The organism is Cognatilysobacter bugurensis (assembly GCF_014652095.1).
Lineage (GTDB): Bacteria > Pseudomonadota > Gammaproteobacteria > Xanthomonadales > Xanthomonadaceae > Cognatilysobacter > Cognatilysobacter bugurensis.
Genome location: NZ_BMYD01000001.1, coordinates 1,194,940 through 1,218,815, shown reverse-complemented (window position 1 = coordinate 1,218,815; position 23,876 = coordinate 1,194,940). Strand labels below are relative to the sequence as shown.

General features: G+C 68.4%; 19 protein-coding genes and 1 pseudogene. 3 read left to right on the top strand and 17 right to left on the bottom strand.

Annotation, left to right across the window (positions count from 1 at the left end):
- The first annotated feature begins 94 nt into the window (after positions 1–94).
- Both IE075_RS05520 and IE075_RS05515 read left to right on the top strand, forming a co-directional pair.
- Positions 95–538, top strand: coding sequence for a DUF4870 domain-containing protein (locus IE075_RS05520; RefSeq protein ID WP_189454052.1), 444 nt, complete (start codon positions 95–97; stop codon positions 536–538).
- 168 nt (positions 539–706) lie between these two features.
- Positions 707–1,054 (top strand): DUF4870 domain-containing protein, encoded by a 348-nt coding sequence (locus IE075_RS05515; protein WP_189454833.1) that lies wholly within the window; start codon positions 707–709, stop codon positions 1,052–1,054.
- Positions 1,055–1,266: 212 nt separating this feature from the next.
- Here IE075_RS05515 and IE075_RS05510 read toward each other — a convergent pair whose 3' ends face one another.
- The 5 genes from IE075_RS05510 to IE075_RS05490 form a co-directional block, all read right to left on the bottom strand.
- Positions 1,267–2,133 carry a polyprenyl synthetase family protein gene (locus tag IE075_RS05510; protein ID WP_189454832.1) on the bottom strand — a complete coding sequence of 289 codons (867 nt, stop codon included), beginning with the start codon at positions 2,131–2,133 and terminating at the stop codon, positions 1,267–1,269.
- 37 nt (positions 2,134–2,170) lie between these two features.
- Complete coding sequence (locus tag IE075_RS05505) at positions 2,171–2,443, bottom strand: exodeoxyribonuclease VII small subunit (protein WP_189454830.1); 273 nt, start codon at positions 2,441–2,443, stop codon at positions 2,171–2,173.
- Between the two features lie 43 nt (positions 2,444–2,486).
- The gene (tilS, locus tag IE075_RS05500) at positions 2,487–3,797 is read right to left on the bottom strand and encodes a tRNA lysidine(34) synthetase TilS (RefSeq protein ID WP_229792329.1); all 1,311 of its coding nucleotides are present in this window, start codon (positions 3,795–3,797) and stop codon (positions 2,487–2,489) included.
- A 99-nt stretch (positions 3,798–3,896) separates the two neighbouring features.
- Positions 3,897–4,292: a type 2 periplasmic-binding domain-containing protein gene (locus IE075_RS05495; protein WP_189454050.1), complete on the bottom strand. Its 396-nt coding sequence runs from the start codon at positions 4,290–4,292 to the stop codon at positions 3,897–3,899.
- Between the two features lie 13 nt (positions 4,293–4,305).
- Entirely contained in the window at positions 4,306–5,451 is a 1,146-nt protein-coding gene (locus IE075_RS05490; protein ID WP_189454048.1) for a porin, read from the bottom strand.
- Between the two features lie 225 nt (positions 5,452–5,676).
- On the opposite strand from IE075_RS05490, the gene IE075_RS05485 reads away from it, so the two are divergent.
- Positions 5,677–7,839, top strand: a complete 2,163-nt coding sequence (locus IE075_RS05485; protein ID WP_189454046.1) for a methyl-accepting chemotaxis protein — start codon at positions 5,677–5,679, stop codon at positions 7,837–7,839.
- Between the two features lie 77 nt (positions 7,840–7,916).
- Here IE075_RS05485 and IE075_RS05480 read toward each other — a convergent pair whose 3' ends face one another.
- From IE075_RS05480 to IE075_RS05425, 12 genes and pseudogenes are all read right to left on the bottom strand, one after another.
- Positions 7,917–8,876, bottom strand: a complete 960-nt coding sequence (locus tag IE075_RS05480) for an acetyl-CoA carboxylase carboxyltransferase subunit alpha (protein ID WP_189454044.1) — start codon at positions 8,874–8,876, stop codon at positions 7,917–7,919.
- Between the two features lie 109 nt (positions 8,877–8,985).
- Entirely contained in the window at positions 8,986–12,510 is a 3,525-nt protein-coding gene (gene dnaE, locus IE075_RS05475; protein WP_189454042.1) for a DNA polymerase III subunit alpha, read from the bottom strand.
- A gap of 160 nt (positions 12,511–12,670) precedes the next feature.
- A complete protein-coding gene (locus tag IE075_RS05470; protein WP_189454040.1) occupies positions 12,671–13,285 on the bottom strand; it encodes a hypothetical protein in 615 nt (204 codons plus the stop codon).
- Between the two features lie 285 nt (positions 13,286–13,570).
- Positions 13,571–14,191 carry a ribonuclease HII gene (locus tag IE075_RS05465; protein WP_229792328.1) on the bottom strand — a complete coding sequence of 207 codons (621 nt, stop codon included), beginning with the start codon at positions 14,189–14,191 and terminating at the stop codon, positions 13,571–13,573.
- Positions 14,192–14,195: 4 nt separating this feature from the next.
- The gene (lpxB, locus tag IE075_RS05460; RefSeq protein ID WP_189454036.1) at positions 14,196–15,419 is read right to left on the bottom strand and encodes a lipid-A-disaccharide synthase; all 1,224 of its coding nucleotides are present in this window, start codon (positions 15,417–15,419) and stop codon (positions 14,196–14,198) included.
- A 114-nt stretch (positions 15,420–15,533) separates the two neighbouring features.
- Positions 15,534–16,319 carry an acyl-ACP--UDP-N-acetylglucosamine O-acyltransferase gene (gene lpxA, locus IE075_RS05455; protein ID WP_189454034.1) on the bottom strand — a complete coding sequence of 262 codons (786 nt, stop codon included), beginning with the start codon at positions 16,317–16,319 and terminating at the stop codon, positions 15,534–15,536.
- A 1-nt stretch (position 16,320) separates the two neighbouring features.
- Positions 16,321–16,797, bottom strand: coding sequence for a 3-hydroxyacyl-ACP dehydratase FabZ (fabZ, locus tag IE075_RS05450; RefSeq protein ID WP_189454032.1), 477 nt, complete (start codon positions 16,795–16,797; stop codon positions 16,321–16,323).
- A gap of 94 nt (positions 16,798–16,891) precedes the next feature.
- Positions 16,892–17,908 (bottom strand): annotated as a pseudogene (gene lpxD / locus IE075_RS05445) (UDP-3-O-(3-hydroxymyristoyl)glucosamine N-acyltransferase); the annotation flags it as partial.
- A gap of 21 nt (positions 17,909–17,929) precedes the next feature.
- Complete coding sequence (gene bamA, locus IE075_RS05440; RefSeq protein WP_189454826.1) at positions 17,930–20,362, bottom strand: outer membrane protein assembly factor BamA; 2,433 nt, start codon at positions 20,360–20,362, stop codon at positions 17,930–17,932.
- A gap of 106 nt (positions 20,363–20,468) precedes the next feature.
- The gene (rseP, locus tag IE075_RS05435) at positions 20,469–21,830 is read right to left on the bottom strand and encodes an RIP metalloprotease RseP (protein ID WP_189454028.1); all 1,362 of its coding nucleotides are present in this window, start codon (positions 21,828–21,830) and stop codon (positions 20,469–20,471) included.
- A 24-nt stretch (positions 21,831–21,854) separates the two neighbouring features.
- Positions 21,855–23,027 (bottom strand): 1-deoxy-D-xylulose-5-phosphate reductoisomerase, encoded by a 1,173-nt coding sequence (locus tag IE075_RS05430; RefSeq protein ID WP_189454026.1) that lies wholly within the window; start codon positions 23,025–23,027, stop codon positions 21,855–21,857.
- A gap of 11 nt (positions 23,028–23,038) precedes the next feature.
- Entirely contained in the window at positions 23,039–23,875 is an 837-nt protein-coding gene (locus IE075_RS05425) for a phosphatidate cytidylyltransferase (RefSeq protein ID WP_189454024.1), read from the bottom strand.
- Position 23,876: the final 1 nt, after the last annotated feature.

Here is a 23,876-nt window from a genome sequence, read left to right as displayed (position 1 = left end):
CGACTGCGGCACCGTGCCATCGGTTGGGTTGCCACGCACGGCGTGAGGCGCAATATCGACGGTAAGCCGGAGCGGTTCCGGCGGAGACGGCGCCATGCACACGATCCATCCCCCGGCAGTCCTGCCCAACGAAAGCGAGCGCATGTGGGCCGCCGGCGCGCATGTGATGGCGCTCGTGCTCGCCTTGGCCACGAGCTGGATCGTCGGGGCGGCCGGTGTGGTCGGCGGCCTCGCGGTCTACCTGATCAAGCGCGAGGACTCGGCGTTTGCGGCCGAGCACGCGCGCGAGGCCATCAACTTCAACCTCAGCATGTTCATCTACGCGTGCGCGGCGATTGCGATGGGCTTCGTCCTCGTCGGCGCGACCGTGCTGACGCTCGGCCTCGGCCTGATCCTGACGCTGCCGGCAGGCATCGCGCTCGCGCTCGCGATTGCGGCGATCGGCGTCGTGTGGCTCGTGTGCAGCGTGATCGCCGCGATCAAGGCGTGGAACGGCGAGCACTACCGTTACCCGCTGACGCTGCGTCTACTCCGCTGACAGGCGCGCCCGGCAGTTGACCCCGCCTTCACATAGGCGGAGATTGGGGTTCCCGCCAAATGGAGTGATGTCGTGAACGACTACAAGGACAACCCGGGTTCGCCGCCGCCGTACGAACCGCCACACGTCGACCCGGGCGTGGCGGATGCAGAGGCGCGGCAGTGGGCGATGTTCGCGCACCTGTCCGCACTCGTCGGCGGCGTGGTGACAGCGGGTTGGGCCGGCAGCATCGGCTGCTTCATCGGCCCGCTCATCATCTGGCTCGTGAAGAAGGACACGATGCCGTTCGTCGATGACCAGGGGAAGGAAGCGCTGAACTTCAACATCACCGTCGCCGCAGTGTTCCTCGCACTGTTGATCCTGTCGATCGTGACGCTTGGCATCGGCCTGGTGATCGCGATCCCGGCGTGGATCATCATCGGACTCGCGTGGCTCGTGTTCACGATCATCGCTGGTATCAAGGCGAACGAGGGCGTGCGGTACCGCTACCCGTTCACGCTGCGCCTGATCAAGTAAGCGCCGGCGTCACCGTATGCGTTTCGAAGGCCCGGCTCGTCCGGGCCTTCGCTTTTGCGAGGCTCGAGCTCGTTGGATAACGCCGTAATCGCGGCCCAGCCGGGCAGGAAGCGCACGCCGGATTCACAGCGGCAGGCCACCGTGGATCGGCCGATCCCGCCGTCGAGCAGGCGGGCACAACCGCCGCGCAAATCTGACAACCGCCGCGAACTTTAATGCGCGCGGCGCACCGCGTAATCGCCCAGTGCGGCGAGCGGCGCTGCAGCGGCGCCGAACGGGGCCAGTGCGTCGGCGAGCGTGCGCGACAGCTCGTCGAGCCGCTCGCGTGCGTGCGTCATGCCGAGCAGGGCCGGGAACGTGGCTTTCGCCTGGGCAGCATCCTTGCCCGCGGTCTTGCCGAGCGTCGCGCTGTCGCCTTCGACGTCCAAGATGTCGTCCCGCACCTGGAATGCGAGGCCCAGCGCGGCGGCGTAGCGGTCCAGATGTGCGAGCGCGGTGTCGTCCGCGTGTCCGATCAGCGCACCCATGCGAACGGCGGCGCGGATCAGGGCGCCCGTCTTGAGCGCGTGCAGTTGTTCGAGTTCAGAGATCGACAGCGACTTCGCGGCGCCCGTCGCAGCAAGGTCCAGTGCCTGCCCGCCGCACATGCCCGCCGCGCCCGCCGCCTCGGCCAGTGTACGTACGAGCTGCAGCGCGACGGCAGGTTCGACCGGGGCCAGCGCCACCGCGTCGAACGCGAGCGATTGCAAAGCATCGCCTGCGAGCACCGCCGTGGCCTCGTCGAACGCGATGTGCACGGTGGGCTGGCCGCGCCGCAGGGCGTCGTCGTCCATCGACGGCAGATCGTCGTGCACGAGCGAGTACGCGTGGATGAGCTCCACCGCGACCGCGGCGGCGTCGAGGCGCGCGGGCGCCGCGTCGAACAGCGCGCCCGTCGCGTACACGAGCATTGGCCGCATGCGTTTGCCGCCGAGCAACACGGCGTGGCGCATTGCCGCGTGCAGGCGCCGCGGTGCGGTGTCCAGCGCCGGCAGAGCAGCCGTGAGCGCGGCATCAGCGCGTGCGCGCCACTGAGCCATCGACGCATCCACGTCGACGGCGCCGCCCGCGACGATTTCAGCCATCGGCCGAGTTCGGCCCGGCGAGATTCGGGAACGGCGCGGCGCTCGACGGGTCCTGCGGATCGCTGAGCATGCGCACGCGCAGCTCCGCCTGTTCGAGCGCGGTCTGGCAGCTGCGGTACAGGCCCACACCGCGTTCGTACGCGGCAAGCGAGTCCTCGAGCGTCATGTCGCCGTGTTCCATCCGGTCGACGAGGTGCTCGAGCGCCTCGAGCGACTGTTCGAAATCGCTGACGGGCGAGGCCGGAGCGGGCGTTTCCTGGGGCATTTTGCGCGGCATCGCGAAAGTGTGGGCGGCGCGGCGCGGCGGGTCAATCGAGACCGTCGCCCGGCGGCGTCCAGCGCAGCCGCGCGCCATGGTTACGCAGCCAGGCGTCGAAGCGATGCGAAACGACCAGATCACCCGCCGCCAGCACTTCGCCAGCGCCGGTCGAAAGCAGGGGCACGCGCTCACGCACCCACGGCGGCACGCCCAGGCCCTGCAGCACGTGTTTTAAGGCGTGCGAGTGCTGCCGGCCGGGCAGAACGATGCGCTCGCCGCCCGCGCGCGCGTGAACGACGCTGCGCTCCGGCAACGGCCCAGCACCGTCCAGCGCGAGCGTGGCGCCGTCCGGCGAACGGAGCGGTGCAGCCCCGTTCCAGTCGCAGCGCCACCCCTTCGGCAGCGGGGCGACCACGCGGCTTGCATGGAGCAGATCGCGCCAGCCGCGCATTGATGCGCCTGCCCAGTCGATGCGCGGCGTTGCATCGCTGCGCGCGCCCAGCAGCTCGACGTGGAGCACCCCGTGCAGGTGCGCGGGCAGCGGCGGCAGGCGCAACTCGCGAAGCCAGCGGCGCAGCACGCGTGCACGGCGTGCCGGCTGGAGCCCGCGCACGACATCGAGCCGCAGCGTCGCGGGATCGAGCGAGCGTGCCGCCGCGAGCGCCTGTGCGTCGCCGTCGTCGAGCAGCGCAGCGTCCGCACGGCACAGCGCAGCGCTGCGTGCGAATGAGGCGCCGGCATGCGGCCAGCGCTCCCGCAGCAACGGCAGGACCCGGTGGCGAAGGAAGTTACGGTCGAACACGTCGTCCGCGTTGCCGGGATCGTCGATCCAGGTCAGCGCATGCGCATGCGCGTACGCAAGAAGAACGTCGCGCGGCGTGTCGAGCAAGGGGCGGATCAGTCGCGCAGCGCCGAGCGTCCGCGCCGGCGCGATCGCGCCGAGTCCGTCAACGCCCGACGCGCGCAGCGCGCGCAGGAGAAACGTTTCGGCCTGGTCGTCGAGGTGGTGCGCGAGCACGAGCGACTCGCCGATCGCGAGCGAGGTTTCGAACGCGGCATACCGCGCGTCTCGCAATGCAGCTTCGAGCCCGGTGCCCGCGATCGCGACCTGCACGCGGTGCACTTCGATCGGCACGCGCCATTGCGCACACGTCCGCTCGCAGTGCATCGCCCACTTACCGGCATCGGGATGGACGCCGTGGTGCACGTGGATTGCGCGCAGGCCCTGCGCACGGCGTGCGTCGTCATGCGCAAGCGCGTGCAGCAGCGCGGTGGAGTCGAGGCCGCCACTGAAGCCGACGCACAGCGGCGTGTCGATCGGCAGCGAGGCAAGCGCACGGGGCAGGGCATCGGAGTTCACCCGGCGATGGTGCACGGGTGCGGAGCACGCAAACAAGAACGGCCCGCGCTGCGGGTGCAGCGCGGGCCGTCGGTCCGTGCATCGCGAAGACAAACGCGATCAGAACTTGTAGAGCACCTTCACCGAGCCGTCGACCGCGCTGTCGCTGACGTAGCCGACGGCGCTCGGGTTGGCGGCGAGCTTGGCCTTGACCTCGGCATCGCTGCCGACTTCGACCGGGGCCTTCGCCTTGCCGGTGAAGATCAGCTTGGACCAGTAGGTGGTCAGCTCAGCGCCCGGCTTGCCGAGCACGCCCTTGTCGAACGCCTCGCGCGTGGCGCCGCTCTTTTGGTAGATGACCTGCGCGCTCGGGTCGCGGCCGAGGAAGACGCGCTTGGCGGCTTCCGCGTCCATGGCGGCGGCCTTGCCGCCGGAGGCAGCAACGACGGCGCCGGCGTTGGCCTGGGCGGCCGCCACGAGGGCGAGCGCACCAAGCATCAGACGAAACGATTTCATATTCCTGCTCCGATCAGAACGTAAAGACGAGGCCGGCCGAGACGAGGTCGCCTTCCGCTGCGCCCATGACGTCGCTTTCAACGCGCGTGTAATCGGCCTTGAGCGAGACGTTCGCAGCGAAGTCCCAGCGGACGCCGACGCTCTTGAAGGTTTCGTCGAGCTGCTGGCTCATGGCGGAGGCGGCCACCGGGAAATACAGCGGGCTCTGCATCGGGATGCCGCGCAGCACGCTCAGGTCAGCCCCGGCCGAACGGCGGCCGTAGGTGAAGTGCGGCATGACGGCACCGAAGCGGTGGCCGACGGTGGTGTACCAGTCGGTGCGGTCGATGTTGGCGAACACCGAGTCCTCGATGTCGAGCTCGGAGTATTCGCCCACGACGAGCCAATCGGCCTTGTCGACCTTGAAGCCCACGCTCTTGAACGTGCCCGGGTCCTGGTTGTAGTCGAGGCGATCGGCGAGCGCGTTCTGACGGAACTGACGCAGCGCGTTGGTGACCAGGTCGAGGCTCGTGCCGGCGACGGTGACCTCGGCCGCGACGTACGCGGCGCGAAGCGACAGCCACTCGTCGTACTCGACGTCCCAGGAGAAGCCGCGCAGGTGGTCAAGCTTGCCCTGGAAGCGGGTGGTGCCGTTCACGGCATCGCCGTCGAACGACCCGTACAGCACCTGGGCCTGCGAAAACCACTTACCGACGTACGCACTGTGCGACAGGCTGATGCCGTCCGCGTTCGACCATGGCTGGTTGTACATGGCCACCGGCGGACGGATCCACGGGTATGCATAGCCGACATCGAGGAAGTCGGAGTAGCGGTAGAACGGAATGCGCTGGCGGCCGACCTTCGTCGAGAAGCCCTTGCCGAGCTGCACGTTCGCGTAGGCCCAGGCGAGCTCCGGCTTAAAGTTTTCGGAGCCTTCGGCCAGGATCTGCGCGGTCGCGGTGACGCGCTCATTGAGATCGGCGTCGATCTGGATCGCGAACAGCGACTCTTCCTCGAAGTCGACCGTGTCGGTGTAGCCGCCGGACGGGAAGCGGTCGCCGCTGTCGAGCGTCGTGCCGGCAATGATCTGGCCGAAGCCGCTGACGCGCACTTCGGCGTGGGCGGCGGGTCCGAAGAAGCTCAGCGCCGCGGCAATCGCGACGGCAAGGGAAGTCTTCACAAGAATCTCCAAAGCGTGTGAGGGACGCCGGGCGGAGCGGGACCGAAGGGAACCGACGCGGCGTACCCCGGTTGACGGCCCTTCGTGACAAATCTTTAACAAGCGATGGCGTAGGGGCTGCGCTCGAATGAACTGTTCAGGAAGTGGGCGGCTCAAGATCCGAGGCGCGACGCCGTTACTCCGCTCAATGCGAGCCCCTCGCGTCCGCTGTCTATGCAGGCCCCCATGCTCAACCACGTCCGTCATCTCCCGCAGGCGCTGATCGCCCGTGCGGTCCAGCCGCTGCGCCAGGTCTCTATCCGCGCGAAGGTCATGCTCGTGCCGGGCGCGGCGCTGCTTGGCTTCGTGATCTACGCGTTGTTCAGCGTGATCGTCGCGCGCTCGAATGCGGCCACCCTTGAAGAATTTTCCAGCCGCACGCTTCCGGTGCTCAGCGGACTGTCGGCTGCGCGTGCCGAACAGGTGGAGGTTCGCGCGATGTATGCCGAGGCGCTGGGCAGCAGCGACGAGTTCCTGCTCGAGGACGCGAACGGCAAGAGCAAGCAACTGCGGGAAGGCCTGACGAAGCTCGTCGCGGCGAATCCCGAACTTAAGTCGGAGCTCCAAAAGCTCGTCGCCCAATGGGACTCTTACGTGAAGGTGGCCGGCGATACCGTGGCCGCGCAGGTGGCCGGGACGCTCGAGGTGGCGGTGCTGCAGGAGCGCGCGCAGGCCATCCAGACCACCTACAACGCATTCGCCGAGCACCTTGCCAAGCTCGACGCCGCGCAGCAGAAGGCGTTCACCGCCGCGCTTGCGGATGCCTCGGCTTCGGCCCAGAACGCGGCGCTGTTCGGCATCGCGCTCGTCGTGGTCCTCGCGGTGCTCGTGATTCTGGCCTCGATCGCGGTCGACCAGGCGATCCGCGGGCCCATCGACGCGCTGCGGCGCGTGATCCGCGACGTGGCCGCAGGCCGCTTCTCGGCGACGGTCGATGTCGAGGGCAAGGACGCGATCGCCGTGATGTGCCGGGACTTCTCGGCGCTCGTCGGCAACCTCAACTCGGCGATCGGCGAGACGAACGAAGTGCTCGGTGCTGTCGCACGCGGTGATTTCTCGCGTCGCATCGAGGCCGACCTGCCCGGCGATCTTGCAACGCTCAAGCAAGGCGTGAACTCCAGTGCCGACTCCGTCGCGCGCACGATGCATGCGCTCGATGAAGTGATGGATGCGATTAGCCGTGGCGACTTCGCGGCGCGCATGGACGCCTCGGTGCCGGGCGACTCGCGCGGCAAGGTCGACGCGGCGATGAGCGGCCTGCAGAACGCGCTGACTGCGCTGCGGGGCACGATGTCGAGCGCGGCGGCCGGTGATTTCAGCCGCCGTATCGAACTCGACCTCCCGGGCGAGCTCGACGACCTCAAGCGTTCGGTCAACCGCGCGCTTGCTTCGCTCGACGGCGCGTTCGAAGAGATTCGCGAAACGACCGAGGCATTGGCCGCGGGTGACCTCACCCGACGTGCCGAAGGCGACTTCGACGGTGCCATCGCGGACGTGACCGGGGCGCTCAACAGCGCGCTCGACCAGCTCCAGGATGCACTGCGCGGCGTCGCGCTGGCTGCCGAGGAAGTGGGCAACGGCGCGAGCGAGATCGCGCAGGGCAACGCCGATCTGTCCGAGCGCACCGAGCGTCAGGCGATCGCGCTCGAAAGCTCCGCGCAACGCGTGCAGCAGCTGGTCGGTGCGGTGAAGGCCTCGGCGGACAACAGCCGCCAGACGCGTGAGATCACCGCATCGGCGCACGAACGTGCGCGGGACGGCGCCGGGGTGGTTCGTGAGGCGGTCGCATCGATGGCGTCGATCACCGATGCGACGCGTCGCATCGCCGACATCATCGGTCTCATCGACTCGATCGCATTCCAGACCAACCTGCTCTCGCTCAATGCCGCGGTCGAAGCCGCGCGCGCGGGTGAACAGGGCCGCGGTTTCGCAGTCGTCGCGGCCGAAGTGCGCACGCTCGCGCAGCGCACGACGCAGTCGGCGAAGGACATCCGTGGCCTGATTGCGACGGCGGGCAAGCGCGTCGACGACGGCAACCGCCTCGTCACGCAGTCGGGCCGTTCGCTCGAGGAAATGGCGGGCTCGTCCGAGCAGATTGCCGCGTTGTCGGCGCAGGCGTCCGACTCGATCGAAGCGCAGGCGCACAAGCTGCACGAGGTCAGCGACGCGATCGGTCAGCTCGAGGAGAGCAACCTGCGCAACAGTGCGCTCGTCGAAGAAGTGGCCGCATCGAGCGCGTCGCTGAGCGAACAGGCCGCGCGGCTACGCGGGGCGGTCACGCGGTTCAAGCTGGATGCGGACGAGCCGGTGGTCCATGCAGGCAAGCCGACGCTGCGCAGCGTCGCCTGACGGGCTCGATCACTGTCGCGCATATGAAAACGGCGGCCGAAAGGCCGCCGTTTTCGTTGAGGCGCACGCCGGGGCGCTTATGCGGCCTCGTAGGCCCCGTAGCCACGCAGGCGGCGGTAGCGGCGTTCGATCAGCGCGTCGACGGGCATCGATTCGAGCGCATCGAGCTCACCCACCAGCACCGCCTTCAGTCGCTTGCCCATCTGCACGGGGTTGCGGTGGGCGCCGCCCGTCGGCTCGCGCACGACTTTGTCGATCAGCCCGAGGCCGAGCAGGCGGCGGGCAGTCAGTCCAAGCTGCTCGGCCGCGTCCGTGGCCTTGTCGGCCGACTTCCACAGGATCGATGCGCAGCCTTCCGGTGAGATGACCGAGTAGGTGCTGTATTCGAGCATCAGCGTGCGATCGCCGACGCCGATCGCGAGCGCGCCGCCGGAGCCGCCTTCGCCGATCACCGTGCAGAGGACCGGGATCTTCAGCTCGGCCATTTCCATGAGGTTGCGCGCAATCGCTTCAGACTGACCGCGCTCTTCGGCGCCCACGCCCGGGTACGCGCCCGGCGTGTCGATGAACGTCAACAGCGGCAGGCCGAAGCGCTCAGCCATCTTCATGAGGCGCAGCGCCTTGCGATAACCCTCCGGGCGCGGCATGCCGAAGTTGCGCTTGATCTTGCTCTTGGTGTCGCGGCCCTTCTGGTGGCCGATGATCATCACGCTGCGGCCGTTGATGCGACCCAGCCCGCCGACGATGGCCTGGTCGTCCGCAAATGCGCGGTCGCCGGCGAGCTCGTGGAACTCGTCGCAGATCACGCCGATATAGTCGTGCGTGTACGGCCGCGCCGGGTGGCGGGCGAGCTGCGAGACCTGCCAGGGCGTCAGGTCGCGAAAGATCTGGGCGGTGCGGATGCGCAGTTTGTCGCGCAGCGCATGGACCTCGGTGTCGACATCCACGGCCGGGCCGTGGCTCGCCTGGCGCAGTTCCTGGATTTTCGCTTCCAGATCGGCGATGGGTTGCTCGAAATCGAGGTAATTCGGGTTCATGCGAGGACCGCGGGCCGGACAGGGCAGAAGTGTAACGCGGCCGCCCGGGCCAAGCCGAGGGGGCGTGATTTCCCGATGAAACGAATGCGCAGCGGTCCGACGCCGGGGCTCAGTGCGCCCACGGCTTCGCGAGCGCGAGTTTCACGGTCCGCACGCCGGGCACGGCCCGCAGTGCGCCGACGAGCTCGGCGTCAACACGGACGCAGTTCTCACCGTCCAGATCGAGCATGCCAGCCGCGCCATCGAGCAACAGGTCGAGCCTGAGCGGCGTGGGGCCAGGCCGGTGCCGCGCGAGCAGGGCCTCGACACAGGGCCAAGCACTCGCAACACGCATGTCGATGCGCAGCGACAGCCGCTGCGCGTACTTCGCGCAGACCTGGTCGTAGTCCCAGCACCGCTGCGCCTTGAGCGCGAAGCCGCCGCTGAACGCGTCCTCGCGCAGGCCGCCCTGGATGATCAGCAGGCGGTCGCGCGTGATGAGGTTCGCGAATTCGGTGTACGTCTCGGAGAAGAACGCGCACTCGAGCCGGCCGCGTCCGTCCTCGATCTGGACGAACATCTGGCTGTCGCCCTTCTTGCGCAGGCCGACGACCTGGCCGGCGATGACGAGCTCGAGTTCCGGCCGCCAGCCGCTGCGCGACGACTCGGGGCGGCTCTCCCAGATGCGTTCGAGCTCCCCGAGGTCGTGGCCGACGAGCGCGCGCACCTCGTCGCGGTAGGGGTCGAACGGGTGGCCGCTCAGGTAGTGGCCGAGCGTCTCGCGCTCGCCCGCGAGCAGCTTGGACAGCGGCCACTCGTCGGCTTCGGGCAGGTCCAGGTGCAGCGCGGGCGCCGCGGTGTCGACGCCGCCGAACAGGCTCACCTGGCCCGCCGCCTTCTCCTTCGCCAGCTGGTCCGTCGCCTTGAGCACTTCGGGCAACTGCAGCATGAGGCTGGCGCGGTTGCGACCGAGCGCGTCGAGCGCGCCCGCCTGCGCGAGCGCCTCGAGCGCGCGGCGATTGAGGCGGCCGCCGTCCACGCGCCGGCACAGATCGAGCAGGTCCTCGAACTGGCCGGCGCGGCGCACGTCGACGATCGCCTCGCAGGCGCCGCGGCCGACGCCCTTCACCGCACCCAGCCCGTAGCGGATCGTCTTCGGATCGGTCGCCTCGAACATGTAAGTCGACGCGCGCACGTCCGGCGGCAGCACGTCGAGCCCCATCACGCGGCATTCGTCGAGAAAACCCGTGACCTTGTCCGTGTTGTCCATGTCCGACGACAGCACCGCGGCCATGAACTCGGCCGGGTAATGGCACTTGAGCCACGCGGTCTGGTACGCGACAAGCGCGTACGCGGCCGAGTGCGACTTGTTGAAGCCGTACTCGGCGAACTTCTCCATGAGGTCGAAGATCGACGTTGCGGTGCGCGCCTCGATGCCGCGCTCGGCGCAGCCGGTCTCGAACTTGGCGCGCTCCTTCGCCATTTCCTCGGGCTTTTTCTTGCCCATCGCGCGACGCAGCATGTCGGCGCCGCCGAGCGAATAGCCCGCCAGCACCTGCGCGATCTGCATCACCTGTTCCTGGTACACGATGACGCCGTAGGTCGGCGACAGCACGGGTTCCAGCAGTGGGTGCGGATAGCTGACTTCGGTGTTGCCGTGCTTGCGGTCGACCCATTCGCGGTCCATCCCCGAGCCCAGCGGACCGGGGCGGAACAGCGCGGCGAGCGCGATGATGTCTTCGAACGTATCGGGCTTCGCGCGCTTGAGCAGCTCACGCATGCCGCGTGATTCGAACTGGAACACCGCGACGCCCTCGCCGCGGGCGAACACCCCGTAGGTCTCCGCGTCGTCGAGCGGCAGCGCGGTGATGTCGAGCGCTCCAACGCCCTCGCGCTTGCGGCGCTCGTTGATCGCCTTGACCGCCCAGTCGATGATCGTGAGCGTGCGCAGGCCGAGGAAGTCGAACTTCACGAGGCCCACGGCCTCGACGTCGTCCTTGTCGAACTGCGTGACCGGCCCCTTGCCGCGTCCTTCGCCGTCGTGTTCGGCGAACAGCGGGCAGAAGTCGCTGAGCGGCGAGGGCGCGATCACCACGCCGCCGGCGTGCTTGCCCGCGTTTCGCGTGAGGTCCTCGAGCGACAGCGCGAGGTCGAGCAGGTCGCGGACGTCGTCTTCCGAGCGATAGCGCTCGATCAGCTCGGTCGAGGCGAGGTTCGGGTCCTTCTTCGCCGCATCCGACTGCCCGAGCGCGTCGTCGAGGCAGATGCCGAGCGTGTTCGGGATCAGCTTGGCGATGCCGTCGACGAAGCCGTACGGATGGCCGAGCACGCGCCCGCAATCGCGCACCGCCGCCTTCGCGGCCATCGTGCCGTAGGTGATGATCTGGCTGACGCGGTCGCGGCCGTACTTGCGCGAGACGTATTCGATGACCTCGTCGCGACGGTCCATGCAGAAGTCGATGTCGAAGTCCGGCATCGACACGCGCTCGGGATTTAGAAAGCGCTCGAACAGCAGGTCGTACGGCAGCGGGTCGAGATCGGTGATGCCGAGCGCCCACGCGACGAGCGAGCCCGCGCCCGAGCCGCGGCCCGGGCCCACCGGGATCCCGTGCTGCTTACCCCAGTTGATGAAGTCCGCAACGATCAGGAAGTAGCCGGGGAACCCCATCTTGATGATGACGTCGAGCTCGGTTTCGAGTCGGGCGTCGTAGGTCTCGCGGGTCTTCCCGGGCGCGATGGGGTTCTTCTCGAGCCGCTGCGCGAGGCCTTCGCGCGCGCTGTTGCGCAGCCACGATTCGATCGTGTGCTCGCTCGGCACCGGGAACGCGGGCAGCGCGTACTCGCCGAGCTTGAGTTCGACGTTGCAGCGCGTCGCGAGCGCGATCGCGTTGTCGATCGCGTCGGGCACGTCGGCGAAGCGCTGCACCATCTCGTCGGACGGCTTGAGGTACTGCTCGGCGGTGTAGTCGCGCGGCCGCTTCGGATCGTCGAGCACTCGCCCGGTCGCGATGCACACGCGCGCTTCGTGCGCTTCGAAGCCGTCGGCGTCCAGGAAGCGCACGTCGTTGCTCGCGATGACCGGCAGGCTGCGCGTGCCGGCGGCGTAGAGTGCAAACGTGTTGAACGCGTCGTCGCCCTCGCGGCCCGTGCGCGTGAGTTCGAGATGCAGCCGATCGCCGAACGTGCCGCGCCAGTCGGCGAGCCAGGCTTCCGCGAGCTCGTGCCGGCTCGACAGCGCGAGGCGCCCGGCGAGGCTGCTCCGGCCTACGAGCGCGAACAGGCCGTCGTTGTCCTCGCGCACCCACTCGGGGCGGATCGCGACGCCTTCGTTGCGGTGGCCTTCCATCCACGCGCGCGTGAGCAGGCGCGAGAGGGTGAGGTAGCCCGTGCGGTCCCGGCAGAGCAGCGTCATGCGCGACGGCAGTTCGTTGCCGTCGGCAAGGCCGATGTCCGCGCCGATGATCGGCTTGATGCCCGCGCCTTCCGCCGCCTTGTAGAACTTCACGGCCGCGAAGACGTTGTCGATGTCGGTCACCGCCACGGCCGGCTGGCCGAGCTTCGCGCAGCGTTTTACCAGCTCGCCGATGCGGATCGTCGAGTCGGCGAGCGAATACTCGCTGTGCAGGTGGAGGTGGACGAAACGGGCGGAAGACATGCGACGACCGGCAATGCGCGCGCCAGCGTACCAGCACCGGCGGGCCCGGCAAGCCTTGACAGGCCTCACCCGGTCACCCGCGGTTGAGGCTGTGGACCGTGCATTCCCGCAGCCGACGCGCGGTCACGAACCGCGCGTCGACCGGGCGCGGCGCCCTGGCTCAGCTGATGCGAAACAGCGAGTGCGGAGGCGGGAAGCGCAGATACGGCGCCTGCTGGCGCGCGACGTTGCGATGCCACGCCGCGACCTCGCTAAGCCGCGCCTGCCGCCACGCATCGCAATGCGCCGCGTCGTTGCCTCTGCAGCCGCGCCGGAAGTCGCAGAAGTCGAGGTATTCCTCGATTTCGACGGCAAACGCAGGCCACGCGAGGTCCACGAACAATGCGTCGTCCAGCAGGCCGAGCGGCTCGCGGTCGTCGATGAGGTCGTCGTCGCGATCGATGTAGTCGAGCAGCCGGTGTGCACGCACGCAGGTCGCGGCGTCGGCGGCCCAGTCGCGGTCGGCGAGCATGGCGCCTAGATCGCCTACGCGGTCGAGCTGCTGCTCGACCAGCGCGTGCGCCTCGTCGGTGGGCAGTGTGGAAAACCACGTCGCCAGGCATTCAACCCGGTCCGGGTCGGCGCGGGGCGCGTCCGGATTGACCTCGTGCACCAGCGCGTCGAACCGGGCGACAGCGGCAGGCGTCAGCTCGATCGCGCACGGCTGCGGATCAGCGAAGGTCGGCGGTGGAAAGGGCAACCGCGGTGCGGCTGCGGGATAGAACGCCATCAACATCACACACCTCGATGATCCGCGGGGAGCGCCGGCGGGCGCGTGCGGGTCAGGTGGGAGCGTGCGACGGCGCCGCCCGAAGGGCATGGGGCACAAGTCCCGGTGACCCGTGGCACCGGGGGAAACTGTCGCGAACATGCGGACAACGTCGCCTAATTTCACAATCGGATGTAATACCGCCTGAACTCAACTTTGGAGTGGGGCGGGCGCTGAGCTTTAGCGTCGCTCATCCATGCACGTCACATGTGTCGCGCCCGCCAGCTCGTGGTGGACCCGCCTGCCGGCCGCTCAGGCGACGGTCGCGACCAGCCGCTCTCGCACAGGCGCAAAGCTGCGCCGGTGGTGCGGACAGGGGCCGTGCTGGGCGAGAGCGGCAAGGTGCTCGGGCGTCGAATAGCCCTTGTGGCGGTCGAACCCGTACTGCGGCCAAGTGGAGTGCATCTTGATCATCGTGCGGTCGCGCGTGACCTTCGCGAGGATCGACGCCGCCATGATGGCGCGGTCGCGCGCATCGCCGCCGACCCAGGCCTCGGCCGGGCAGGGCAGGCCGCGCGGCAGGGCATTGCCATCGACCCGTGCGAGCTCTGCAACATGCGCCACGGCTTCGACAGCGCGCCGCATGCCGAGCATCGTCGCCTGGAAGATGTTGATGCGGTCGATATCCTCGACCTCGACCGACACCACGTGCCACGCCAGCGCACGTTGCACGATGCGGTCGTACAACGCCTCGCGGCGTTCCGCGCACAGCTGCTTGGAGTCGGCCAGCCCGTTGATCGGCGTGCGGCCCGGCGCGAATACGACCGCGGCCACGACGACGGGCCCGGCAAGCGGGCCGCGGCCGGCTTCGTCGACGCCCGCCACGTAACGGGCGCCGGGCGCGACCGCGAGGTCGAGCGTGAATTGGTTCATGGCCTTACCCATGGCGCGACTCTACGAGATCGACGACGGCGTCGGCGGCACGCGCCGACGCGTCGCGCTTCAAGCTGCGATGCAGGTCGAGGAATCGCGGGTGAAGGCGTTGGGCGGCGTCGGGGTCGTGCAGCCACGCCAGCACCGCGCCGGCAAGCGCGTCGGGCGTGCACGCGTCCTGCATGAGTTCGGGGACCAGCGATTCGCCGGCGAGCACGTTCGGCAGCGAATAGCGGTCGACCTTGAGCAGGCCGAGGCCTTTGACGAGTCGATAGGTGGTCGGCGCGAGCCGGTACGCCACCACCATCGGCCGTTTGGCGAGCATCGCCTCGAGCGTTGCCGTGCCGGAGGCGAGCAGGATCACGTCGCTCGCGATCATCAATGGACGGGCGCGGCCGTCGATCACGCGCAGCGCCGGCGCGAGTGTGGCCGCATCGGGATGCGCGCGCACGACGCGGTCGAACGCGGCTGCCGCGCGCGCGTTCGCCATCGGCGCCACGACCTGCAGTCCGGGCTCGGCCGCCAGCACCCGTGCAGCGGCTCCCAGGAAGTCCGGAGCGAGGCGTTCGATTTCGCCCACGCGCGAGCCGGGCAGCAATGCGAGGACGGGGCGGGCACCATCGAGACCGAGGTCGACACGCGCCGCGGCGCGGTCGGGCTCGAGCGGCATCGCGTCGGCCAGTGGGTGGCCGACGAACTGCGCGTCGATGCCGTGGCGCGCGTAGATCGGCGGCTCCATCGGGAACAGGCAGAGCACGCGATCCGCACTGCGCCCGATCTTTTGCGCGCGCTTCTCGCGCCAGGCCCACACCGACGGGCTGACGTAATGCACGGTGGCAATGCCGCGCAGCTTGAGCCGGCGCTCGAGTTCAAGGTTGAAGTCCGGCGCATCGATGCCGACAAACACGTCCGGCTGCCAATCCACGAGGCGCGCGATCAGCTCTCGGCGCAGGCGCAGCAGCCGAGGCAGGTGCCGCAGCACCTCGGTCAGGCCCATGACGGCGAGCTCATCCGCGTCGAACCAGGCATCGAAGCCCGCCTCGCGCATGCGGTCTCCGCCGACCCCGGCGAACTCCGCGTCCGGCCAGCGCTCGCGCAGTGCCTCGATGAGCCCGCCGCCGAGAATGTCGCCCGAGGCTTCGCCCGCGACGACCGCGATGCGCCGCGCGCGTGGATTCACGCGAACGGGCGCGGCGGCGGGTGCGGAGACGGAGTGGGATCGCGGCACGGCGTGTTGGGGAGCGGTGGAAGCGGCGTCATGATCGGCGATCACGACCGCGGCTGCGAGTCGCCGCGACTGCGCATACGCCCTGCGGTCAGCTCGGCGGCGGTGCGGTTGCGCTCAGCGCACCAGCGGCCGCTCGCCGCTTTCAATGAAGGCCAGCAGGGCGCGCACGTCCTCGCTGCCCTCGGCGAGTTCAACGAGCTTCACGCGCGCCTCGTCGAGTGACGTGCCCGACACGTACAGCGCACGGTATGCACGCTTGATCATCGCGATGCGCTCCGCATCGAAGCCGCGCCGCTTAAGCCCTTCCGCATTGATGCCGCGCGGCCGGCCATAGCCCTCCTGCGCGACCATGACGAACGGCGGGACGTCGCCGTTGACGAACGCGCCCATGCCGATGAACGCGTGCGCGCCGATGCGGCAGAACTGATGCACCCCGGCGAACCCGCTGAGGATGACGTGGTCGCCGACCGTCACGTGGCCGGCGAGGGTCGCGTTGTTCGAAAATACGCAGTGATTGCCGACGGTGCAGTCGTGCGCGATGTGCGTGTACGCGAGCAGCCAGTTGTCGTCGCCGATACGCGTGATGCCGCCGCCGCTTGCCGTGCCGCGGTTGAGCGTGACGTACTCGCGGAACGTGTTGCGGTCACCGATCTCGAGCTGCACGCGCTCGCCGCGGTGCTTCTTGTCCTGCGGCTCGCCGCCCACCGCGCAATGGCCAATGAACCGGTTGTCGCGCCCGATCCGCGTCGGCCCGGTCACGCTGCAGTGCGTGCCGAACGTGGTGCCATCGCCGACTTCGACCTCCGGGCCGATGTAGCAGAACGGGCCGACGCGCACGTTCGCGCCGAGCACGGCTCCGGCTTCGACCACTGCCGACGGGTGGATCGCCGCGTCGCTCACGTCAGGCCTGGGCCTCGGCGCAGAGGATCTCGGCGCACGCAACCTGCTCGCCGTCGACGCGGGCAATGCCCGAGTACACCGCCATGTTCCGGATCATGCGCTTGAGCTCGACCTCGAGTTCGAGGCGGTCTCCGGGAACGACCATCTTCGTGAACTTCGCACCGTCGACTTTCACGAGGTAGTAGAGCTTGTCGGTATTCGGCCCGTTCGGGTCGCCTTCCGATTGTGCCGACAGCCTGGACAGCTGCGTCAGCAGGCCGCCGGCCTGCGCTAGGGCCTCGATCACGAGCACGCCCGGCATCACCGGATGCCCCGGGAAATGCCCGTTGAAGAACGGCTCGTTGCAGCTCACGTTCTTGTACGCGAACAGGCGCTTGTTCGGCTCGAGCCCCGTCACGCGATCGACGAGCAGGAACGGATAGCGATGCGGCAGAAGCTCGTTGATCTTGGGAACGTCGATCGGAAAAGTGAGGCTCATGTCAGTCCTTGTCGACCGCGTCCCCGGGGCGCGGCAGAGTGTCGTGCGCGACGTCGCCCGCGGCCACGTCGGAATGGGAATGCGCGTCCGGCCGCGCCGCGATGCGTCGCGCGAGCCGGTCGAGCTGTTTGAACCGCGCCGCGTTGCGGCGCCAGCTTCGGTTGTCCATCAAGGGCACGCCCGAGGAGTACTCGCCGGGCTCGCGGATGGAGTGGGTGACCAGGCTCATGGACGTGATCACGACCTTGTCGCAGATCTCCAGGTGGCCGAGCACGCCTGCGCCGCCGCCGATCAGGCAATAGCGACCGATCCGCGCACTGCCCGCGACAGCCGAGCAGCCCGCCATCGCAGTGTGATCGCCGACGAATGCGTTGTGAGCAATCTGGATCTGGTTGTCGAGGCGCACGTCGTTGCCGAGCACCGTGTCGTCGATCGCGCCGCGATCGATCGTGGTGTTGGCGCCGATCTCGCAATCGTCGCCGATGACCACGCCGCCGAGCTGGGGCACCTTGAGCCAGTGACCGGCGCCATCGCCTTCGCGCGGCATCGCGATGCCGAAGCCGTCTGCGCCGATCACGACCCCGGGATGCACGAGCACCCGGCGGCCGAGCCGCACGCGCGTGACCAGTGTGACGCGCGCCACGAGCTCGCAGCCTTCGCCGACCACGCAGTCCTCGCCGATGACGCAGCCGGCCCCGACCGTCGCGCCGGACTCGATGCGGCTGCGCGCGCCGATGCTCACGAACGCGCCGACATGCGCATCAGGCGCGATCGACGCGGTCGGGTGGATATCGGCCATCGCATGCACGCCCGCCGGGCGCTCGGGGCGCGGCTCGAACAGCGCCGCCATCCGTGCAAATGCGACATACGGGTCGCGCGCGATGAGCGCGGTACCGGCGTGTGCAGCCGCGTTTTCCTCGTGCATCACAACCGCGCCGGCGCGCGACTGCGAGAGCTGCGCGCGGTACTTCGGATTCGCTAGGAATGCGAGATGGTCTTCACCCGCGCGCGCGAGGGTGCCGACGCCGCGCAGCCGCGCGTCGGCACTGCCTTGCAGCGCCAGGCCGAAGCGCTCGGCGAGCTCGCCGGCGGTGTACTCGTTGTGGGTCACGCCGGTCGCCCGCGTCGTCGGTCAGAACGCGCCGCCGAACGTGAACTGCAGACGCTCGATCTCGTCCGTGTCTTCCTTACGCAGCGGAAGCGCGTAGCTGATCGAGATCGGGCCCATCGGTGAACGCCAGAGGATGGCCGCACCTGCGGAGACGCGCAGTTCGCCCGCATCGAAGCTGTCGAAATCGCGGTAGACATTACCCGCGTCGACGAACGCCGAGATGCGTGCCGCCGGCGTGTCCAGCAGGGTCGGGAAGAACATCTCGAGCGAGCCGACGGTCTGAAGTGCGCCGCCGATCGGCTGCGGAAACCCGTTGCTCGCCACTTCCCGCGGACCGAGGGCGTTGTCGGTGAAGCCTCGGACTCGGCCTTGCGATGAAACACCGCCCGCATAGAAGTTCTCGAAGAACGGCAGGCCTTCAGCGCTGACGGTCTTGACGTAGTCGGGCGATGCAGGTGTGCACTCCTCGGGCGGAGTGACCTCAGGCTCCGGAATCGCGAGCGTCGGTGCGATGTAGCAGAGATTCCGCACCGTCTCGTCGCCGTAACTGTCGCCATAGCCGATTCGGCCTCGTGTGTTCAGTACCAAATGGCGCGACAGCGGCCAGAACTTGGACAGTTCGTACGTGAACTTGTAGTACTCCACCGTCGAGCCTGGCAACGCGACCTCCGCCAGAACCCGCTGAAACATGCCGGCAGTCGGCGTCAGCGCACTGTTGAGCGAATTTCTCGACCAACCAAACTCGGCGCGCGCCGTGTGAAACGTGCGGTTTCCTACGGCATCGATGTAGTCGATGGCCGACTGAGGCGTGAGGCCCTGAAAAGTGAAGATCTGGTCGCTTTCAAGCCCGAGCGCGAAGGAGACTGAATCCGTCTCGGTCAGAGGGATACCGAGCTGTACTTGGCCGAGTCGAGTGGTGCGCGAGAACGCCGCCGTGCCGAAGTCGGAATTATCGAACTCGCGCCACGAAAGGTTGTATCCCAGCGAGACGCCGCTGTCGGTGAAGTACGGGTTGATAAACGAGAACGAATAACGCTGGAGATACGCGTTGCGGTTCGCCTCGATCGCAATTCGGTTGCCGCTGCCGAGGAAATTGTCCTGCGAAAGCTGGACCTGCGTGGTGACGCCTGTGAGCTGCGAGTAGCCAAGGCCGAACACGAAGCTGCCGGACGTGGTTTCCTTGACGTTGACCACGACGTCGACCAGGTCGGGGCTGCCGGGCACCGGCTGAGTCTCGACGTCCACGGCCTCGAAGAAGCCAAGGCCCTGAAGACGGATCTTCGAGCGGTCGAGCGCGGCCTGCGAATACCAGCTGCCTTCGAACTGACGCATCTCGCGACGCAGCACCTCGTCGCTGGTCCGCGTATTGCCCTTGAAGGCGATCCGGCGCACGTTGACCCGCGGACCCGGAACGACCTGCAGGTTGATGCCGACCGTCTTCGCTTCGCGATTCACGTCGGGCACCGTGTTGACCTGCGCGAACGCATAGCCGACGTTGCCGAGCGTCGCTGTGATCGCGTCGGAACTGATTTCGAGAAGACGGCGCGAGAACACCTGGTCCTTCTGCACCAGCACCAGGCGCTCGATGTCCTCTTTCGGAAGGATCGTGTCGCCGGTGATCTCGACGCCGGAGACCTTGTACTGCTCACCTTCGGTGATGCCGGCGGTGATGAACATGTCCTGTCGGTCGGGGCTGATCGAGACCTGCGTGTTGTCGACGCTGAAATCGACGTAGCCACGGTCGAGGTAGAACGAGTTCAGGCGCTCCAGATCGCCCGACAGCTTCTCGCGCGAGTACTGATCGTCGCGGCGGTACCAGCTGAGCCAGTTGCTTTCGCCTGACTCCCAGGTGTCGAGAATCGCTTCGTCGTCGAACGTCTCGTTGCCGATGAGATTGATGTGCCGGATCTTCGCGGCCTTGCCTTCCTTGACCGCGATCGTCAGGTCGACGCGGTTGCGGTCCAGACGCGCGATCGTCGGCGTGATCTCGACGTTGTACTTGCCGCGGTTGTTGTACTGCTTTGTGAGTTCCTGCGTAACGCGATCCAGCGCCAGGCGATCGAACGTGTCGCCCTCGGCAAGCCCGATGTCCGCCAGACCCTTGGTGAGGTCCTCGGTCTTGATGTCCTTGTTGCCGGTGATCGTCAGCTTGTTGATGGCTGGACGCTCGGTGACGGACACCACGAGGATGTCGCCCTGCCGGTCAAGGCGGATGTCTTCGAAGAAACCCGTCTTGTACAGGGCGCGGATCGACTCGGCCGCGCGCGTCGAATCAACCACGTCGCCGCGCTCGACCGGCAGGTAGGTGAAGACGGTGCCGGCGGAAATGCGCTGCAGTCCGTCAACGCGGATGTCGCTGACCGTGAACGGGTCCACCTGCTGGGCGCCCGCGGGAACGGCAAGGGCCGCGGCGAGGGCAAGGGCGAGCAGGCGGCGGGGCAGGTGTCGCGTCATCATCACGTCCGGTTGGTCGATGACGACCGGTCCGGCAGGCCGGTCGGTGCGTCGGGTCACGTTGGTCTAGGCGGGTTCGGGCTGCCGCAGCCGGGGCGCGGCAGCGTCAACGCACCAGGTTGTTCACGATGTCGTTGTAGAACGCGAGCCCCATCAAACCGGCGATCAGCGCCAGGCCGACGTACTGTCCGGCGGCCATGGCCCGCTCGCTCACGGGCGAGCCCTTGGCCAGCTCGATAAGGTAATACAGCAGGTGACCGCCGTCCAAGATCGGGATCGGCAGCAGGTTGAGGATGCCCAGGCTCAGCGACAGCATCGCGAGCATCGTGAGGAACCACGCCACGCCCAGGTCGGCATAGGCATTCGCCGCCCGCGCGATCGTCACGGGGCCCGCGACCGTGTTCTGAACTGCCACCCGCCCGCTGAACGCGCGGCCGATCATCGCGACCAGCTCGCGCGTTTGCTGGACCGTCTCATTCAGCGCGGCCGGGATCGCCTCGATCGGACCGTGGCGGAGCACCGCATCGCGCTCCGGCGGCGCCGGCTGCGCGGCGGCGATCCCCAGCACCCACGCGGCCTCGCCGGAGTCGCGTGCGATGCGGCGCGGGGCGAGCTCGAGCGCAAGCCGCTCGCCCTCGCGGTCGACCTCGACCATGGCAGTGCCGCCGCGCTCGCCCAGGCGCTCGACCAGCGACGGAATGTCGCTCCAGGCCCCGACCGGGGAGCCGTCGATCGCGGTGACGAGGTCGCCTTCGCGCAGGACGCCGGCGGCAGGAGTGTTCGGCTCAATGCGGCCGACCCGCGCCGCCACGAGGTCGTGGCGACCGGCAAGGCCGATCGCATCGAGGACGCGTCGCTCGTCGATCGCGGACGGCAGCCGCGACAGCGCAAGGGCGCGCGTTGCTTCGCCTCCGTCGGCCCGCTCGATGCGGACGGGCACGTCGCGGCGATCGAGCGCAGTCGGGATCAGTGCCATTTGGACGTCGGTCCAGGTCGGCGTCGGGCGGCCGTCGACCGCCGTCACGGTGTCACCGCGCTCAAGGCCGGCCTGTGCGGCCAGACCGTCCGCATGACCGACGACCGGCGCGAAATCCGGTCGGCCGATCACGAACATCAGCCACAGCAGCGCGACGCAGAGCAGCAGGTTGGCGATCGGCCCCGCGGCGACGATCGCCATGCGGCGCAGCACCGGCTGCCGGTTGAAGGCTTCCGACTGCTCCGCGGGCGCCACAGGCGTTTCGCGCTCGTCGAGCATCTTCACATAGCCGCCGAGCGGGATCGCCGCCACCACGTACTCGACCCCATCGCGCCCGCGCCGCGACCACAGCGGGCGGCCGAACCCGACGGAGAAGCGCAGCACGCGCACGCCGCAGCGGCGGGCCACCCAGTAGTGCCCGAACTCGTGGAACGTCACGAGCACGCCGAGGCTGACGATCAGCCACCAGACCGAGCCCAGAATTTCGTTCATGCGATCGGGCTCATGGGTTCGATGTCAGGTGACAAGGTGCTGCACAGCTTGCTCGGCGATGCGCCGGGCCTGGGCATCGGCGTCGCCCAGGACGTCCAGCGACGCCGCCGAGACAGGCGGCAGGGCAGAGAGCGTTTGCTCGACCACGGCGGGGATCGCTAGGAAACCCATGCGCCGCTGAAGAAACGCTGAAACCGCGACTTCGTTCGCCGCGTTGAGCACGGCCGGCGCCGTGCCGCCGGCGCGGAGCGCGTCGTAGGCGAGCCGGAGGCAGGGGAATGCGCCGACGTCGGGCGCCTCGAAATCAAGGCGGCCGCCCTGCGCGAGCAGGTCGAGGCCGCCGACGCCGGAGGCGATGCGCTCGGGCCAGGTGAAACCGACGGACAGGGCGGTGCGCATGTCCGGCAGGCCGAGTTGCGCCAACGTCGACCCGTCCACGAACTCGACTAAGGAATGCACGAGGCTCTGGGGGTGCACGAGTACGTCGATGCGATCGGCGCCGACGTCGAACAGGTGGTGTGCCTCGATGACCTCGAGGCCCTTGTTCATGAGCGTCGCCGAATCAACCGAGATCTTCAGCCCCATCGACCACTTGGGGTGTGCGGCGGCCTGCTCGGGCGTGACGTCGCGGAGCGACTCGCGGGAGCGCCCACGGAACGGGCCGCCGGACGCGGTGAGAATCAAGCGTGCAAGCCCCGCGTGCGCGTGCGAATCGGGCAGGCACTGGAAAATCGCGTTGTGTTCGCTGTCGACGGGGACGATCGTCGCGCCCGCCTCCCGCGCGGTGCGCATGAGCAGCTCGCCCGCGAGCACGAGCGATTCCTTGTTCGCCAAGAGCAGGCGCTTGCCGGTGCGTGCAGCCGCGAGGGTCGAACGCAGGCCGGCGGCCCCGACGATCGCGGCGACCACCGTGTCGCAGGTATCACCAGCGACGAGCGCGTCAAGCGCGTCCTCGCCCGTGTGCGCCACCGTGTCGAGGCCCGCATTCGCAAGACCACGCTTGAGAGCGATATATCCATCCGCAGCGGCGATCACCGCGTGCCGCGGGCGATGCTGCACGCACAGCGCGACGAGCGCGTCCACGTTTTGGCCTGCCGCCAGCACGGTTGCGCGCAGCCGATCCGGATGGCGGGCGATCACATCGAGCGCGGACGCGCCGATCGAGCCCGTGGCGCCGAGCACGGCAACCTGGAGCATGCGTGCGCGCCTCAGAATTCGAGCAGCGCTTTGCCGAGCGCGAAGACGGGCAGTGCCGCAAGAACGCCGTCGATGCGATCGAGCACGCCGCCGTGGCCCGGAATGAGTCGCCCCGAGTCCTTAACGCCGACATGCCGCTTGAGCATGCTTTCGAACAGGTCGCCGATCACCGAGAACAGCGCCGCGGCAAGCGACACGAGTGCGACCTTTGCGAGGTCCGATCCTTCGGCGCCGGCAAGCATGCTGAAACCGACACCGGCGAGCACACCCGCGATCAGGCCGCCCACCAAACCTTCGACAGTCTTGTTGGGGCTGACCGTCGGGGCGAGCTTGTGGCGACCAAACGCGCGGCCGGCGAAATACGCGCCCGTGTCAGCCGCCCAGACCACCGCGAGGGCGGTCAGCAGCCAGCGGTGACCTGCGGGCTCTTCGGCGTGCAGCCAGGCGAGCGCGCACCAGGCGGGAATTACCGCGAGGGCCGCGGCGAGCAGTTTGAAGGCTCGGGCGAAACTTTCGTGGTTGCTGCCGAGCCGGCTGCGACCGAGCCAGCCCAGGGCGACGAGCCACCAGACCACACCGATCAGCGCGGCGAGTTGGTACAGCGCGAGCGTGTATCCCTCGCGCCAACGCGATGCCCATACGATCGCCACCATCACTCCGAGGTGTGCGACGAGCAAGACCGCGCGCGCGAGCGTGTCTTCGATCTCGGCAAGATCGAACCATTCCCACAGGCCGGCGAGCAGCACCACCGTCGCGAGCGCGATGAGCCAAGGCGTCGGCAGGAACAGGATCGCGGCGATCGCGACCGGGGCCATGACCAGCGAGGCGAGCAGGCGGATTTTCGTCATC